At 66.0% G+C, this 15,484-nt stretch carries 17 protein-coding genes; 8 read left to right on the top strand and 9 right to left on the bottom strand.

All coding sequences use genetic code 11. From position 1 onward, the window contains the following. Positions 1-48: 48 nt before the first annotated feature. Positions 49-705 (bottom strand): recombinase family protein, encoded by a 657-nt coding sequence (locus KXR53_RS01485; RefSeq protein ID WP_437372686.1) that lies wholly within the window; start codon positions 703-705, stop codon positions 49-51. Positions 706-903: 198 nt separating this feature from the next. Between KXR53_RS01485 and KXR53_RS01490 the strand changes: the two genes are divergently transcribed. Both KXR53_RS01490 and KXR53_RS01495 read left to right on the top strand, forming a co-directional pair. Continuing rightward, on the top strand, positions 904-1,356 hold the full coding sequence (locus KXR53_RS01490; protein ID WP_437372688.1) for a hypothetical protein: 453 nt from the start codon (positions 904-906) through the stop codon (positions 1,354-1,356). A 234-nt stretch (positions 1,357-1,590) separates the two neighbouring features. Continuing rightward, positions 1,591-2,169, top strand: a complete 579-nt coding sequence (locus tag KXR53_RS01495; RefSeq protein ID WP_437372690.1) for a hypothetical protein — start codon at positions 1,591-1,593, stop codon at positions 2,167-2,169. Between the two features lie 1,427 nt (positions 2,170-3,596). Here KXR53_RS01495 and KXR53_RS01500 read toward each other — a convergent pair. Further along, the gene (locus KXR53_RS01500) at positions 3,597-3,986 is read right to left on the bottom strand and encodes a thermonuclease family protein (protein ID WP_437372692.1); all 390 of its coding nucleotides are present in this window, start codon (positions 3,984-3,986) and stop codon (positions 3,597-3,599) included. 519 nt (positions 3,987-4,505) lie between these two features. On the opposite strand from KXR53_RS01500, the gene KXR53_RS01505 reads away from it, so the two are divergent. Beyond that, a complete protein-coding gene (locus KXR53_RS01505; RefSeq protein ID WP_437372694.1) occupies positions 4,506-4,760 on the top strand; it encodes an HNH endonuclease signature motif containing protein in 255 nt (84 codons plus the stop codon). Between the two features lie 107 nt (positions 4,761-4,867). Here the strand turns inward: KXR53_RS01505 and KXR53_RS01510 are convergent, their stop codons facing one another. Together KXR53_RS01510 and KXR53_RS01515 are read right to left on the bottom strand one after the other, a co-directional pair. After that, entirely contained in the window at positions 4,868-5,107 is a 240-nt protein-coding gene (locus tag KXR53_RS01510) for a hypothetical protein (RefSeq protein WP_437372696.1), read from the bottom strand. Between the two features lie 226 nt (positions 5,108-5,333). Beyond that, the gene (locus KXR53_RS01515) at positions 5,334-5,663 is read right to left on the bottom strand and encodes a hypothetical protein (RefSeq protein ID WP_437372698.1); all 330 of its coding nucleotides are present in this window, start codon (positions 5,661-5,663) and stop codon (positions 5,334-5,336) included. A 752-nt stretch (positions 5,664-6,415) separates the two neighbouring features. Between KXR53_RS01515 and KXR53_RS01520 the strand changes: the two genes are divergently transcribed. After that, a complete protein-coding gene (locus KXR53_RS01520; protein WP_437372700.1) occupies positions 6,416-6,673 on the top strand; it encodes a hypothetical protein in 258 nt (85 codons plus the stop codon). Between the two features lie 86 nt (positions 6,674-6,759). Here the strand turns inward: KXR53_RS01520 and KXR53_RS01525 are convergent, their stop codons facing one another. The 3 genes from KXR53_RS01525 to KXR53_RS01535 all read right to left on the bottom strand — a co-directional run bounded on the left by KXR53_RS01525 (position 6,760) and on the right by KXR53_RS01535 (position 9,333). Further along, a complete protein-coding gene (locus tag KXR53_RS01525) occupies positions 6,760-8,607 on the bottom strand; it encodes a hypothetical protein (RefSeq protein WP_437372702.1) in 1,848 nt (615 codons plus the stop codon). Between the two features lie 250 nt (positions 8,608-8,857). After that, the gene (locus KXR53_RS01530; protein WP_437372704.1) at positions 8,858-9,100 is read right to left on the bottom strand and encodes a hypothetical protein; all 243 of its coding nucleotides are present in this window, start codon (positions 9,098-9,100) and stop codon (positions 8,858-8,860) included. Between the two features lie 8 nt (positions 9,101-9,108). Next, positions 9,109-9,333: a hypothetical protein gene (locus tag KXR53_RS01535; protein WP_437372706.1), complete on the bottom strand. Its 225-nt coding sequence runs from the start codon at positions 9,331-9,333 to the stop codon at positions 9,109-9,111. A gap of 264 nt (positions 9,334-9,597) precedes the next feature. Between KXR53_RS01535 and KXR53_RS01540 the strand changes: the two genes are divergently transcribed. Together KXR53_RS01540 and KXR53_RS01545 are read left to right on the top strand one after the other, a co-directional pair. Then, a complete protein-coding gene (locus KXR53_RS01540; protein ID WP_437372708.1) occupies positions 9,598-9,903 on the top strand; it encodes a PadR family transcriptional regulator in 306 nt (101 codons plus the stop codon). A gap of 32 nt (positions 9,904-9,935) precedes the next feature. Next, on the top strand, positions 9,936-10,448 hold the full coding sequence (locus KXR53_RS01545; RefSeq protein ID WP_437372710.1) for an arsenate reductase ArsC: 513 nt from the start codon (positions 9,936-9,938) through the stop codon (positions 10,446-10,448). Positions 10,449-10,461: 13 nt separating this feature from the next. Here KXR53_RS01545 and prmB read toward each other — a convergent pair whose 3' ends face one another. Beyond that, positions 10,462-11,451 carry a 50S ribosomal protein L3 N(5)-glutamine methyltransferase gene (prmB, locus tag KXR53_RS01550; protein WP_437372712.1) on the bottom strand — a complete coding sequence of 330 codons (990 nt, stop codon included), beginning with the start codon at positions 11,449-11,451 and terminating at the stop codon, positions 10,462-10,464. A gap of 144 nt (positions 11,452-11,595) precedes the next feature. On the opposite strand from prmB, the gene KXR53_RS01555 reads away from it, so the two are divergent. Together KXR53_RS01555 and KXR53_RS01560 are read left to right on the top strand one after the other, a co-directional pair. Next, entirely contained in the window at positions 11,596-12,291 is a 696-nt protein-coding gene (locus KXR53_RS01555) for a hypothetical protein (protein WP_437372714.1), read from the top strand. Positions 12,292-12,371: 80 nt separating this feature from the next. Then, positions 12,372-12,743 (top strand): hypothetical protein, encoded by a 372-nt coding sequence (locus KXR53_RS01560; RefSeq protein WP_437372716.1) that lies wholly within the window; start codon positions 12,372-12,374, stop codon positions 12,741-12,743. Here KXR53_RS01560 and KXR53_RS01565 read toward each other — a convergent pair. Further along, positions 12,707-15,340, bottom strand: coding sequence for a TRAP transporter permease (locus tag KXR53_RS01565; RefSeq protein ID WP_437372717.1), 2,634 nt, complete (start codon positions 15,338-15,340; stop codon positions 12,707-12,709). The two genes, KXR53_RS01560 and KXR53_RS01565, sit on opposite strands and share 37 nt — an antisense overlap. Between the last annotated feature and the right edge of the window lie 144 nt (positions 15,341-15,484).

The following is a 15,484-nucleotide window of genomic DNA, read 5'->3' on the forward strand; positions in this document are numbered from 1 at the left end:
CCCGAAACTTCCGGGGGTAATGAGCCGCGGGTCTTCTAGTGGGGGGGTTTATCCGCCCGCCTTCTCCCATGCGGCAAGCGCGGCCTCGGCCTTGGCCGGCTCCCTCTCGATGCGCCAGATGGTCGCTCGGGTCAGCTTGGTGGCCTTGGAGATGGCGCTGTGCCCTTCACCTCTGCCGAGCATATCGCGGACTTCCTCAAGCTGGGCACGGGTGTAGGACGGCTTCCGGCCGAGATACTTCCCCCGCTCTCCCTCGGCCTTCTCCTTCGCGTACTTGATGCCGGCCCGCTGAGCCTCCTTCGTGGCCTCCGCCTGGGACTGCGCCGCCGCTGCCATGAAGCCGATTAGGGCATCCCGAACGGCCTGCTGAATGGGGTCGGTGGTGGCTCCGTCGAAGGTCATCCGGTTGATGACGGTCTTCACCACGACGCCCCGCCGCATCAACTCGCGGATGGTGTCCGTCACGTCCTGATAGTTCCGGCCGAGCCGATCGACCCAGCGGACCACCAGCACATCCCCGGCCCTCAGGATGTCGAGCAAGCGGCTTCCGCCGGGCCGGTTGGCGAAAGCCGTGTTCACCCCCGAGATGCCGTCATCCTCGATCACCCGATCAATGGTGAAGCCGGCCGCCTCAGCCTGGGCCTTCTGGTGCTCGATAGTCTGGTCCGCCGTCGAGACGCGGGCGTACAGGATGGTTGCGGTCATGGTCTGCAAGCCTGTCCGAAAGAGTGATGCTCGCAGAGATACGTGCTCGAAAGGCAGGAGTCAACCCTAGCGAACACTTTTCCGGACACTTTCCAAACGCTCGTACGGGTATACCCTAGCGGGCAATGGTGCAGCTTCGAGGCGCCTCGTGACACGGCCTGCGGCTTGCCCCATCCTGGCGATCAAGAGGGGAAGGCTATGACATCCGCCAAAGACGACTACGAAGCCCGCAAGCGGTTCATGGGCTGGTTCCCTGAGCGCTACATGAACATCAACCCCGATGCTCCGGACCATCCCCTGAAGGTCCTCGCGAGGTTCGAGGCGACAGCCCCGAGCAAGGCTCGGAAGGGCCTTGATATGGCGATCAACGATTGCGTGGAGATGGCGGAGGGCTTCAGGCCCGATCAGATGCGGGCCGCGGACGAGGAATTGGCGGGCATGGGCTTGCCGACGCTCTCGGCCTTGAGGCTGAAGCGCAACCGGCACCTCAAGGCCGTTCTCAAGCGGGGCAGCATCCGCACGGAGGTGGAGTACTACGCACTCAAGGATATGGCGGACAGCGCCATACACGAGGACGAGCGCGCCCAGCTCTGGCGGCTGCTGGAGGAGTTCGAGGAGCGGGCACGGCCGGCGCCTGTCAGGTCCACTTGACGCGGCCCCGGTAAAGAAGCCGCGGGAGCTATCCCGTGCGACGTGCGCGGTACCATGCCGCCCGCCCGCGCCCGGCAAAGGTCGCGCGAGGGGGTACCGGGGGGTAACCGCGCGCTGCTAAATATCCGATTGCCAGCTCGAAAATTTGGCACATTTTAAGCCGCCCGCCCTCCCTACCGGCCCCCGCTCGGTCTCGCGTACAGTCGCTCCATCGTGGCCTTGGGGAGGGGACGCATGGCCGGTGGGGATCTACCTGGTTGGGCCTCCGAGTTGTTGTCCGTGCTCGTCTCTGGCGGCATCGGCATCCTGGGTGTGTGGGTTGGGGCACGTGTCGCCCATAGAAGCCAGCGGGAGCTTGCGGAGAGGGAGCGGGACGAGAACCGTAAGGGGCTCGCCGCGGCGCTGGCTGCGGAGCTTGAGGGCTACTTCGCCATCGTCCGCCGCAGGCGCCACGTAGAGAGCGCTCGGGAACTTTGCGAGGATCTTGCCGAAGGGCACGACAGGTCCTTGAAGGGCTGGCTACGGGCCGATGAGGGGCCGCTTGATCCGTTCCCCATCGCCCAGGCCCGCATGGCCGACATCGGCATCCTCGGCCCGGCGGTGGTGGCGGACTTCGCCCGGCTCTACTCCTGGATTGCTGGCGTCAGGACGACGCTGATCGATGCAGCCCGAGGCGACTTCGAAGATCGCACGCCGGCCGGCAAACGGGCACTGATCGAGGAGGAGCTTAGGGTCTGGGGAGAAGCTGAGGCCATGGCGAACCAATTGCTCCCGAAGCTTCGTGAGATTGCGTCCGAGCCGAAGCAGCGGTGAGGCTGAGACACAATCAGGCGTCCACGTGGGGGCTCTTCCAGGTTCACCTTCTCGGGGTCGGATGGGGGCCGCTAAAGGGCCACAGTTTGGCGGCCCTTAGGATCGGAAAGGGGCGGCCCCTAGGTGGGGAGCCAGCAGCCTTCCCGTCCAGTTCAGGCCCCACAGTCTGTACGGTTTTCCTTCAATCGCGGCATGGGCGAGGCGGTTGATATCAACTTCAAACGTCGTCCCTTGCGCCCGTCACCGGCGCGACGATATCTCTCTGCGGCGGGTAGGTTGCGCCAACGCTGTTCAACAAAAGGTTGAATATAGGTGTTCGGTAGGAAGTTCAATTGAATGGGGCCGTAACATTTTGTTATCGCTCTTGAGCGTACCAAAAAGTTATCGTGGGCGTCTCATTTTGGGACTCTCAACATGGTCTCGAATTTATCCTTGCATCCAGCTTGGTCCCGCAACTAATCTCGACTCGTCTCGTGGCGAACGAGGGGGCAAGGGGGGAGCTGCAACTCCCCGCCTGTCCGGTAACCAACGGTGCTTCAGAAAGGAGGTCTGTGTGGCTTGGCCCGATTGGGCTATGTGGCAGGCGGAGCGCGATGCCCGGTGCCAGATTAGCCGCGAACGCCGGCAAGTATTGGCAGCAGGGGCTGGTCATCGGCCGCTTCCTCACGAGCGCGATGCGACACTCTATGTCGTGCGGCTTGGGCCGAGCTGTCCATACATAGCGCACACCCCCTAGGGCTTGCACCGCACTTGCTGGTCCTCTCGGCCACCGTGACGGTATGGGGGAGCCAGCAATCCCGGAGGAACGGGAAATAACCACTGTTTCGCCACCGGGTATTCACTGCCCTACCCACCGAGTTATCCACAGAGGAAGCAAAAATTCGATTTTCAATACTTGTTTTTGACTTAAAGTGACGCTTTCTTATCGGAGGCGGATCGAATCGTCGTCCATCCGGTCGGTGCCCGCCGATCTTATGCGAGGAAAAAAGGAAGGCCCCGGGGATGGCGTACATCTCCAGGGCCGAAGCAGACCTTCAATCTTGAGTTCGACCAAGGGGCGATTGCCGTCGCCCCATTGGTCGTCGGACCGGCCAGCGTTGCAGTGCGATGACCGCAACTCAGGCCAGCATCGCTAGGTGTGCACGTACGGGTGTAAGCCCGTTCGCTAGGGGGTGCAAGGTCTCCGTCCTGCGTCATCGCCCCACCTTCGGAGAACGCCGATCATGCGGAAGCCGCTGATCCCCCCTCCTGGGAAGCGCTACGTCTTTCGCCCGTGGCGCCGCTGCCCTGACACCAAGCGTGTGCTTTGGGCGCGAGACTACGGGCTGAGAGCTTGGCCCATCCTTATCGACGACTAGGACAGATCGACCGTCCGATGCGAAATTCAACCCTCACCGAGGGGCGGCCTGAGGAGCCGCCCCTTTCAGCTATCGAGTGTGCTTGCGCCACTCCCAGGGCATCTCAAAGGCCCCCCTCCAGATCCCCTTCCGCGCCCCCTTCGCCGCCGCCTCCTGCCCCACGTAGTCCCGGCTGTAGCGGGTGAACGCCACGGCCCAGCCCTGGGCAGCCATCCATCCGCTCAGATCCTCACCCCTGGCCCGGCAGACAGCAACGATCCGCCGCCACCTGTCGCGGTCCCGTTCGGTACACCTCACGGTCGCCTGTCCGATGAAGTCGCTCAGGGCCAGGGCTGCCCGCTGGCCGCACCTGTAGCGGTCTCCGTCCTCGTCCCGGCAGAGCTGGCGCGACTCGGGGGCATCGACGCCGAACAGCCGGATACGCTGGCCGTGGATCTCCAGGGTGTCGCCATCGACCACCGAAGCGCGGCCCGTGATGGTTTCCCGAGCGGGGGCCTGAGAGGGGAGCGTAAGGAGGACCAGGAGGAGAGCGGCTAGGGTGCCCCTGAGGGGATCGGTGATACTCCAGCTTTGCCGCAAGGCCATCCCCACACAATGCTCGCCCTATCGCCACCACACTGCATACCCGGTCCGAAGCGCCATTAGTAGCGTGTACTGCGGCACGGGAACCCCAACATTCAGAGATAGTTAAAATGCGGCGGTTCCGCCAGGAAGCGGAACACCGTATAATGGACGCAAGAACGCCGCCCCAAGCTTCCACCCCCGGGACGGCGTTCGAGTGCGGAAGAGCAGAAAGGAACTCTCCCTATGTCGGACCTTCTACCACCGGCCACCGTGTGTGGCCATTATCTTGTCGACATCTGGATTAAGGCTAGGGTGCATCCCCATTTGCCCCCGGCGGAATACCGGGTGGACGATGAGGGCCATACCATTCGCTGGGGCGCGTATGGCGACCGCAACGACCCGCACGGATGGGAGGTGGATCACATCACCCCCGTGAGCTTCGGCGGGACGGATGCCCTGGACAATCTCCGACCCCGGCACTGGTACGGCAATTCCCTCGCTGGGGCGCTGCTGGCCAGGATGCGCAGTCCCGATGCTCAAGGGGTATCGTCCGGCCCGCAGCCGCGCTCCACCCTTGGCGCCCTCGGCCGTGGCGGCCTGCTGTCCGGTGCCTTTGGTGATGGCGCCCGGCCTATGCTGGGCGACCTTCTGACCCCCAAGAAGCCGTAGGAGAACAGCAGAACAGACGGGCGGGAGGTGCGGAGAGTCTATACGGCTCTAAGTACCTCCTGTTGCCCGTCCGCGCGCGCCGGGCCGAGACTCGGGTGGCTTGCTACTCAGGGCCGGGCCAATGTTTCCTCAATGGCCGCCACAAGCGCCCTCCCGCGCATCGTGAGGAACACCTCCTTCTCCGCGCGGTTCTCCGGTCGGCTCCGCGTTAGGAGCAAGCCATGGCCGGGGATCGGCACAGCCCTTCCATCCTTGCCGACCCCGAAGCCGCGCACCTCGGAAAGCTCCTGCACATAGCGGGACAGCGAGGATTTCGTCGCCCCCGTCTGCTGCAGGAGAAAGCCCATAGTGCATCCTTCATACCGAGCCGCGACCAACAGCGTAAGGACGCTGGTCAAGGTCATGCTCGGCTGGAGCCGGTGAAGCTCTCGCACGATCTTAATCGCTCTCGACAATCCGTCGCTCATCATCACCCCCCTTGCCGGCCCGCCCGCTACATGGCTGCGAACCAAGTTGGAAACGCGAAACGGCGCCCCCGAAGGGACGCCGCTACGGCATTGCTGGTGCTGTTGGTCAGTCCTCCTCGGTGTACCTCACGGCCACCTTCACGAGCCCGCTACGGCCCGCGTAAAGGACCAGGAGGGCCGAGAGCCCGCCGAACAGGCCGAAGGCCCCGAGCGCCGACCAGCCCCACGCCTGCATGGCGCCGAGGCTTGCCATGATCGCGCCGGCACCGGGGGAGAAGGCGACAGGCACCGCGACCAGGAGCGTGGCGAGGTCCCCGAGGTGCATCCACTGCCGGAGACCATCATGGACCGCGGCGAGCTGGACGAGGGACAGGAGGACGTATCCGGCAAGCGTCGCCACGTCCAACCCTGCGGCGCTCTTTGTCGGCTCCTTCATAGGCGCCCCTGAGGTTCGCCCCGAAGGGCTCCGCGAGCCGCCCACCACGCCCCGGCAACGAAGCCGCCGTTGAACGCCAGGAGGACGCTCCCGGCGAAGATGTAGAGGTTCACCATGTCGGCCGGCCTCTGGTCCTTCACGCGAGAGACCCGGCGGATGCAGCCTTAGGCGCCGCACCGGCTGGCCTTGCAGGGAGGCACCACAGGGCGAAGGCGGGGCAGTCACGGCAGGCACCGGAGAACGCCCGATCTCCGCCGGTAGCGAGGCAGGGGGAAGCCGCGCAGGTCCGCTGCATCGCCTCCAGCTCATCGGCCGGAATGGCCGGGGCCTCGCCGCGCTCATTGGCGGCTCCAGCCGGGTGGGCGGGGAAGCAGCCGATAGCAAACATGGGGCAAGTCCGGCAGGCACCGGAGAAGATGTGGTCTCCTCCGGTGGCGATGCAGGGGGCAGCGGGGGAGGTGTTGATGGTAGCGGACGGGGTGAGCATGCTCGGAACCTTTCCCTTGCCGGCCGCTACAAAGGGCGCTACAAACCCTCTCGAAAGCGGCCGAAATTTACCAATGATATCAATTGTCTAGGGTTGGGTTCGCGGTCTCCCGCCGTCCGCACCAGATAGCCTTGAAGCATCGCCGAGCACGAGGGAGGAGCCGGGGGAGGCCGAGGGCTGGGAGCTGCTGGCCGAGCAACTGGACAACGCCTATTCCCGGTTCGCTCCTCTGGGTTCCGATCTGCCGGATGCCGACGCTAGTTGGATGAACAAGCCGGCCGTTCGGCGTCACGTCCGGGGCGTGCTGGCTGGGCTTGCACGAGTTCCCGAGTTCCTGGCCGAGCGCGGCGAGAGGCTGAGCGACGAGGCCGACGCCCTGTTCCTCGATACCCTGGAGGACGAGTTTACGGCAGCCCTGGCGCTCCTGCGGCGCCGCTCATCGGGCGACTACAGGGCCGATCCGCGGCCCGCGAAGTTTCCCGCGGCGGCTCCTCCTGTTGCCCTGCCAAGCCCTCCAGGATGAACAGCATGGGCCTCTTCGCCGCTTGGATGAAGGAGCGGCAGCCGCCACAAGAGAAGAGGGCACCCCAAGGCGCCCCAAGAGTTCTCTCAAACCATGACGTTCAGGTTGGATATGTTGGTGACCTCAAGCGAGTAGTGGGTGTCTCCGCTTTTGTAAGCTTCCAACACGATGTTGTTGAAGTTGGCCCGGCAGCGAACAACCAGTCCCCCAGCGGCTCCAGTGACACCAGTCTCAGCAGTGTTCCCGCCTACTGGAGATGGGGCTCGGGTGACTACGGCCACACCGCTGGCGTTCACGCGGTAATCCCATGCCTGATTGATCAGCATGCCCACGTCGGAGCCGTTGAAGCGGCCACCTCCTTGGATCAGGATAGTGCCCTGAGTGTTGGCGATGCCGGCGATATTGGCGAAAGCGTTGTACTGGCCCTCGCTCACCAACTCGCTCCCAGGATCGAGCGTATAGCGTCGCTTCTGGCCCCAGCCCGGAACGGCTGTATCATCGATTCCCACTTTGACCATCCGCGTGGCGGCGGAGCCATCCAAATCTCGCCGGGTGGGCACGAACTTGCACGGGACGTAGTAGTTGGTCAAATCGGTCCCGACGAGAGAGAACAGGCGAGGAGTGAACTTACCCGTTCCGCTGTCAAAGATAACATCGGGGGTCACTGTAAAGGGATCTCTGATGTTCATATTCTCTACATAGACGTTAGCACGCTCTCTGATTGAACAGAAGTTCGTCAGCGTCCGACCTGTATGGGCTTCTATATTGGGAGGGTTGCCGAAAGCCCATAGGGTGTCTGTGTACTGATGGTCGAGGATGCGAATGTCTCCCACGTACTCCCGCTCGCCTGGAGCCTGAGATGGGTTCACCAGCAGCCACATGTTGGGGCTGAATGCCCCGAGAGAGTGAGTAGACGTGCCGCCGTAGCAGATGAACCGGGACTGTGGGCTGATGGACAAGACCGCCTGCACTGCGCCTTCCAGGTCGGGCTTGAACATGACCGCTTCGCCGGTATCGAGAAAGAAGTTGACCCGGTTGAAGCTGAAGCGGGGGTTGATGTACGCGACGTTTCCGCCTCGCTGCTTGACGCCAAAGGAGCTCGTTCCGTACCAGTTCTGATCGGAGCCGACGAGCTGGAGCGCCGTGCAACCGTCCATGAGTGACTGGGCGAGGTACCCCTCCTTGTAAAGGCCGTTGAGCTCAAAACCGGTCTGGCAATTCCAGACCTTCACGTCCGAAAGATGCCAGGCCCAAGAGGAGGTGTCGGTGAGGTGCTCATTGCCGATCCTGACCCCGGTTTGGAAGTACCAGACTGCCACGCCGCGGATCTTGCCCTTGCGACCGTCGTTAGCCCCGTTGAAGTTCGCATGGCCCCAATTAATCCCAACCGCAGTGTTGTCCAACTTTCGATGGGTTGAGACCACGTGCAGGTTCTCAATGACCTGACTGTAGCCTTGCCCGTTTCCGCTCTGGATGCCATCGAAGTTCCCGTCCACCATGATCACCGCATGGGACGTTGACGGGATCATCGGCGGAGTCATCGAGGGAAGACGTTCGGCCGGCTGCGGGCCGTACAGCATTTGGCCTTGAAAGGGCATCATTAGGGTGTCTGTGGTCCGGTACAGTCCTGCCGGCAGGTACACGCGCCCTTTCCAGTTCAAGAGGGCTTGGATGTATGGCGTGTCATCCGATATGCCATCCCCCCTCGCACCGATCATTCTGGGATTGACGGTCTCTTCTGCCAACTCCCACCACGCTCCACCGCCGGACTGGAAATGCCATAGGCGAGCCGGTGAAGGCGCCAGATCGAGGCGTTTGTAGACAGCAGCCCCACCATCTCCCGCCGCACTGTACCCGTTGACGATCAGTGTCTTATCCGCCGCCGGGACGGTAAGGCCCTGCGCTTGCGCGCGAGTGTCGTAAACCGAGGTCATCCGTCTCTCCTGCTGGCCATAGGGGAAAGGCCGCGCATTCCGAACCGCGACAATAAAGTGTCGGTTTGCACAAATGGTTCGGCTTCGTGGCCAGTTCTAAAGGATAATCTTTGGCCAATCGCAAATCAATTCACACGTTGTTACCAGTTAACATTTCGTGGACGTCACGAAGATACAGGGACATTATTTCAGATCTCCATTGATGTTTCTTCGTGGGAACTGCTGTGAAATCGTGCGGGCAAGGTGATCCTCAGTCCCTCCGCGGCGCCCTCAGCTCGATCCTGCAGGCCACCTCAGACCCGCATCCCGTACACCTCAGCGCCATCTCGATCCGGAACAGCCGGGCGTCGCTGCCGAAGCGCTGCATGAGCCGCCGCCGGTCCAACTCCCGCCTCCGGTTGCAGCGCCCGCACTTCGCCAGGATGCCGGTGACGGGCGAGATATCGGACAGGCGGAGGCCGATATCCCAGTTGTTCTGGACACGGTCCTTCACCTGGGGCGTCAGCGGCCCTTTCCCGCGTCACCGAAGATGCGCCTTTCCGCCGCCTCGATCCCGTCCCGCAGAAGGGCGCTGATCTCCTCGTCGCTCATGCCCTGTTCCCGTGCGCCCCGGATGATTTCCTCGCGGCGCGCCTTCATGGCGCCGGCGAGGAGATGCGGGTCGGCCGAATCGGGCCGGAAAGCTGCCCGGAGGTCTTCGCTGAAGGGTCCTTTGCGGTGCTTCATGGGGCCTCTTGGCATTCCCGGATCAATCGAATGTTCGCTAAATGTTCTATACCTGCGAGCGGGCCGGAGTCGAGTCGATCGCCATGATGAAGGTCCCGCATCGACAGACCGCTCCGGGGGGCGGCGGTCGCCTTACCGATCCGTCCTCCGTTGTGGCAGCCTGTCCCGCCGTGAGCCGGTTGACTCGCGCCCCATCAACTTTATGCTCGGATATCGATATCGAAACTCGATTCCGCGACTCCGAGCCGCGCATGAACAGTGAGCATGGAGCACCAAGACCTGCTGAGCGGCCTGATCCGGCTGCACGTCCTGCACCACGCGGTCGAGGGCGAGCTGTACGGCCAGTGGATGATCGAGGAGCTGGCCCGGCACGGCTACAAGCTCAGCCCCGGAACGCTGTATCCGATGCTCCGCGCCATGGAGAAGAAGGGCTATCTGGTGTCGCGCGACCAGCGCGTCGGCCGGTCGATCCGGCGCGTCTACTCGGCGACGCCGCTGGGCCGGGACGCGCTGGTGATCGCCAGGGGCAAGGTTCGCGAGCTGATCGGTGAGCTGATGGAGCACGACTGACCGGTCGGCCGCCAATGTCGAAGGGGGCAGGGATGACTGAGAAGGTCTTCAGCGTGCTGTTCCTGTCGCGCCGGAATTCGGCGCGGAGCATCGTGGCCGAGGCTCTCCTGAACAAGGAGGGCAAGGGCCGGTTTCGCGGCTACAGCGCGGCCGTCGAACCGGCCTCGGCGCTCGATCCGCAGACGATCGCCCTGCTGCGGATGGCCGGACTCCCGGCCGAGGGGCTGCGGCCGAAGCCTGTCGGCGAATTTGCCGGGCCGGGCGCGCAGCCGCTCGATTTCGTGTTTACCCTCAGCGACACCGCCGCCGGCGAGACGAAGCCGGAATGGCCCGGCCGGCCGATCACCGCGCATTGGAGCATGCCGGACCCGGTCCTGGCGACAGGCGAGGACTGGGAGCGGCTGCAGGCCTTCTCCCGAGTGCTGCGGGAACTCGAGCGCAGGCTGCGGATCTTCATGAGCCTGCCCTTCGACACGCTCGACCGGATGAGCCTACAGCACCGCGTCGACGAGATCGGCCGCGACCGCCCGCCGGACGCCGGCTGACGCCGCTCGCCCGTCAGCGCGCCGTCGCCCGCCCGCTCTTGGGGAGGCTGCCTGCGGGAAGCCAGAACACCTCGCCGTCGCTGTGCTCCGTCGGCAGCCACAGGAACGGCGTGCGCGGATACTCGTCCTCGAGGGTCTCGCGGTCCTCGCCGATCTCGCAGAGCAGGCCGCCGTCCGGATGCAGATGGTCCGCCGCGCCGGCCAGGATGCGGCGCACCAGGTCGAACCCGTCCTCGCCGCTGGCGAGCGCCATGCGCGGCTCGTGCCGGTACTCCTCCGGCAGCCGGTCCATCACCTCCCGCCCGACATAGGGCGGGTTGGTCAGGATCAGGTCGTAGCGGCGGCCGGCCACCGGCGCGAACAGGTCGCCCTCGAGCAGCCGGATGCGGTCCTGCAGCCCATGGTCGGCGACGTTCTCCGCCGCCAGCGCCAGCGCGTCCGCGGACAGGTCGACAGCGTCGACGGTCGCGTTCGGGAAGGCATAGGCCGCCAGGATCGCCAGCGACCCGCCGCCGGTGCAGAGATCGAGCACCGCGGTCACCGCCGCCGGGTCGGCGATCAGGCCGGTGTCCGGATCCGACCCGTCGAAGAACGGCGAGGCCAGCAGCTCGGCGATGTAGGAGCGCGGCACCAGCGCCCGGCTGTCGGCCCGGAACCGGACCCCCATCAGATAGCCGTGTCCGGTCAGATAGGCGGCCGGGATGCGCTCCTCGATGCGCCGCGCGATGCGCTCGCCGAGCAGGGTCCTTTCGCGCGCCGTCAGCCGCGCATCGGCGAACGGGTTGAAGTCGTCCACCGGCAGCCGGAGGCTTTCGAGGATCAGGAACACCGCCTCGTCGAGCGCCGAAGACGCGCCGTGCCCGAAATGCAGCCCGGCCTCCTCGAAGGCGCTGACGGCATAGCGCAGCACGTCGCGCAAGGTGACGAGCTCCTGGATCTCCCGCCGGGGATCGGCCGTGCGGGCGGGCGGCTTGGCGGGGCGGAAAGGCGTGCGGTCCGGCATGGCGGCATGCTTCTGCTCGCCATCGCCGTCCGGTGCAAGCGATGTTTTCAGGGCCGTGACCGCCTGCAGCCGCCTTCGCCACGAGGGGCTGAGGGTTGCCGTCGGCGGCCCCGGCCTGCGAGGGTGAGAAGGGAAGGACGGCCGATGTGGGTTCACCTGGACAGCGCCCCGCTCGGGGACAGCGTGCTCGACCTCTACGAGCGCGACGGCGTCTACATGATCCGGGTCGACGGCTGGGAGCTGATGAACGGCGAATATCACGAGTCGGAGGACCGGCTCGGCGAGCTCGCCGCCCGGCTGGTCCGCGCCTCCGATCCCGAGGTGCTCGTCGGCGGCCTCGGCCTCGGCTACACCCTGGCCAGCCTGGTCCGGCATCTCGACGGGGCGGGACGAATCACCGTGGCGGAGATGTCGGACGCGGTGATCCGCTGGTTCGGGCGCATCATCGGGCCCCGTCTGCTCGGTGCGCTGCCGGACACCCTCCGGATCCGCCACGGCGATGTCCTCGCCGTGGCGGCCGAGGGCGCGGCCTATGACGCCATCCTCCTCGATGTTGACAACGGCCCCCGGCCGCTCTCCGCGGCCGGGAACGCGGCGATCTATTCGGCGGGGGGCCTGCAGGCGCTGCGCCGGGCACTGAAGCCGGACGGGATCCTGCTGGTCTGGTCCGCTTTCGAGGATCCGGGCTATGTCGCCAGGGCGAGATCCGCCGGCCTGTCGCCCGCCCGGCTGCCGGTCCTGCGGCCGGGCGGGACCGAGCCGTTCCATGTGATCTACGTCCTGTCGGCTTCGCCCCTTGGTCAGGACGAGCTGGACCGCTTCGGCCTGCAGCGGCTCTAACCCGACTTCTCTGGACCGCTCCGCCCCCGCCGTGTACATGGCTGGACGCCCTGTCGCGACCCGCTGGCTGGAGAAGCCCGTTGCCGTTTCCGAGAATTCTGTCCGCCTCGGCCGCCCTGCTGCTGCTTGTCGCCTGCGCCGAGCCGCAGACGGCCGAGAGCGTGACCGCGGCAGCCCGGGAGCGCTTCGGGGAGAGAATCGCCCCCTACCAGGACCACCCCTCGGCGCAGATGATCGCCGATCTCGGCCCGCCCGACCATGAGACCCCGACCTCGGAGGGCGGCCGCAAGCTGGTGTGGGAGCGGCACGACACCAAGACGATCGACGACCAGGTCCTGCCGATCGCCTGCACCGTCACGGCCCTGACCAACAGCCAGGACGTGGTGTTCTTCGTCCTGGCCGGCGGCAACACGATCTACTGCTCCGAGGTCTTCGCCGCCAAAGCCTCGTGACGCGGCCGTTCGGCTGACGCCAGGCGGCGGCGCAGCCCGCCCGTCCGGCCCCATTGCAGCAGGGCGACGAGGCCGGCCAGCGCCAGCGCGGGGATATAGACCCAGAGATGCGACGGCCGGTCCGCCGGCTTCAGCACGGCGGTGACGTCGTAGCCCGCCTCGAGGCCGACGCGGCGGGCATAGGAGCCGAAGCCGACATTGGTTATGGTGACGCCGTCGCCCATGGCGGTGACGGTCAGCCCCGCCGCGCGCAGGCGTTGGGCCGGGTCGGGCTGCGGATCGCCGAGCGGCAGGCTGACGGTCTTGCGGACGTCCTCTCCCTCGATCGAGATGCCCTCGACCACGAAGGTCAGGCGATGGTCCGCCGGCGCCGCGGCGACCTCGGCCAGGAGCGCGGCCGGCGCCTGGGAGACGGTGGACGGGTAGAAGCGGTCGAGCCACCAGTCGGGCCGGAACAGGGCGAAGCAGGCGACCAGCAGCAGCGCGCTCTCCCACAGCCGCGACCGGGTCATGAAATAGCCCATGGTCGCGGCGGAGAATAGGAGGACCGCGGCGAAGGTGACGGTGATGGTGGCCGCGAGGCCGGCCCAGCTGTCGACCCCGATCAGCAGCATCGCCGGGTTGAACACGAAGACGAAGGGCAGCACCGCCGTGCGCAGTGAGTAGAGCGCGCCCTGGAAGCCGGTCTTGATCGGGTCCTCGCGAGAGATCGCCGCGGCGGCGAAGGCGGCCAGGCCGACCGGCGGGGTGATGTCGGCCATGATGCCGAAATAGAAGACGAAAAGATGCACCGCGATCAGCGGGATGGCGAGGCCGGCCTGGGCGCCGAGCTCGACCACCACCGGCGCCATCAGCGTCGCCACCAGGATGTAGTTGGCGGTGGTCGGGATGCCCATGCCGAGGATCAGGCTGATCACGGCGATCAGCGCCAGCATGATCATGACGTTGCCGCCCGACACCGCCTCGACCAGCTCGGTCATCATGAGGCCGAGCCCGGTCAGGGTGACGGTGCCAACCACGATGCCGGCCGTGGCTGTGGCGATGCCGATGCCGATCATGTTGCGGGCGCCGAGGCCGAGCCCGTCAGTCAGCTCGGCCAGTGACCGGCGCAGCGCCGCCCCCGCATCCTGCCGGCGGAACAGGGCCAACAGCGGCCCGCGGGTCGCCAGGATGCTGATGATGCTGGCGGTCGCCCAGAAGGCCGACAGGCCGGGCGACATCTGCTCCACCATCAAGCACCACAGCAGCACCACCAGCGGGATCAGGAAGTCGAGGCCGGTGCGGGTCACGTCCCAGGCCCGCGGCAGGTGCAGCAGCGGCGTGTTCGGGTCGTCGATCGCGAGGTCCGGGAAGCGCGCGGCATAGGCGAGGCTGGTGCCGTACAGCGCGAGGCCTGCCAGGGCCAGGATCCAGGGCGCGGCGGGGCCGAACGCCGCCTGCACGCCGAGGATGCCGTAATAGAGAAGGCCGATCGCGACGATGCTGCCGCTGAGCCCGAGGCCGGTGCGCAGCAGCCGGGTCCGCAGCGCCATGCGCTCGCGCGGGATCGGCTTGGCGCCGATCTTCAGCGCCTCGAGATGGACGATGTAGAGGAGGGCGACATAGGAGGCGACGGCCGGCAAGAGGGCGTGCTTGACGATCTCCGCATAGGGGATGCCGACATATTCGACCATCAGGAAGGCGGCGGCGCCCATCACCGGCGGCATGATCTGGCCGTTGATCGAGGATGCGGCCTCGATCGCCCCGGCCTTCACGCCGGACAGGCCGGTCCTCTTCATCAGCGGGATGGTGAAGATGCCGCCGGACACGACGTTGGAGACGGAGGAGCCAGAGACGACGCCGTTCAGCGCCGAGGAGACGACTGCGACCTTGGCCGGGCCGCCGCGCAGATGGCCGAGGAGGGCGATCGAGATCTGCATCATCCAGTTGCCCGCCCCGGCCTTGTCCAGGAGCGTGCCGAACAGGACGAAGAGGAAGACGAAGCTGGTCGAGACGCCGAGAGCGATGCCGAAGATGCCCTCGGTGGTCAGCCACTGGTGCTGCAGGAACTTGGCCAGGGACGCGCCCTTGTGCTGCACCACCTCCGGCATCCAGGGCCCGGCGAAGGTGAACAGGATGAACAGCGCGGCGACGCCGACCATCGGCAGGCCCAGCGCCCGCCGCGTCGCCTCCAGCAACAGCAGGATGCCGGCGCCGGCGGTGACCAGATCCAGCATCGTCGGCTGGCCGGGGCGCTGCGCCAGCTCGCGGTAGAACAGGAACAGATAGGCGCCGGCGAAGGCCCCGGCGGCGGCCAGGATCCAGTCGATGGCGGGCACCCGGTCGCGGCGCGACCGGGCGAAGGCCGGATAGGCGGTGAAGGCGAGGAACAGGGCGAATCCCAGGTGGATCGCCCGCGCCTCGGTGTCGTTGAACACCCCGAAGCCGAGCCGGAAGGGCAGGGGCGAGGCGTACCACAGCTGGAACAGCGACCAGGCGATCGCCACCGCGGCCAGCAGCGTTGCCGCGATGCCGGTCGGCTTGCGGCCGCCGGTATCGGCTTCGGCGACGAGCTGCTCCAGCTCCGCGCTGGGCTGCAGCCCCGGCGTGTCGGTCATGACCGCCTCTCCCTGTTTGTAGTTGATGCTGGAGGTCGACGAGGTCATCGGAAGGAGGCGGTCCTCTTTTCTGTCATTGCCGGGCTTGACCCGGCAATCCAGGCGGTCTCGACGCCCTCTGGATGCCCGGGTCAAGCCCGGGCA

Source organism: Inquilinus limosus (assembly GCF_051487185.1).
Lineage (GTDB): Bacteria > Pseudomonadota > Alphaproteobacteria > DSM-16000 > Inquilinaceae > Inquilinus > Inquilinus limosus_F.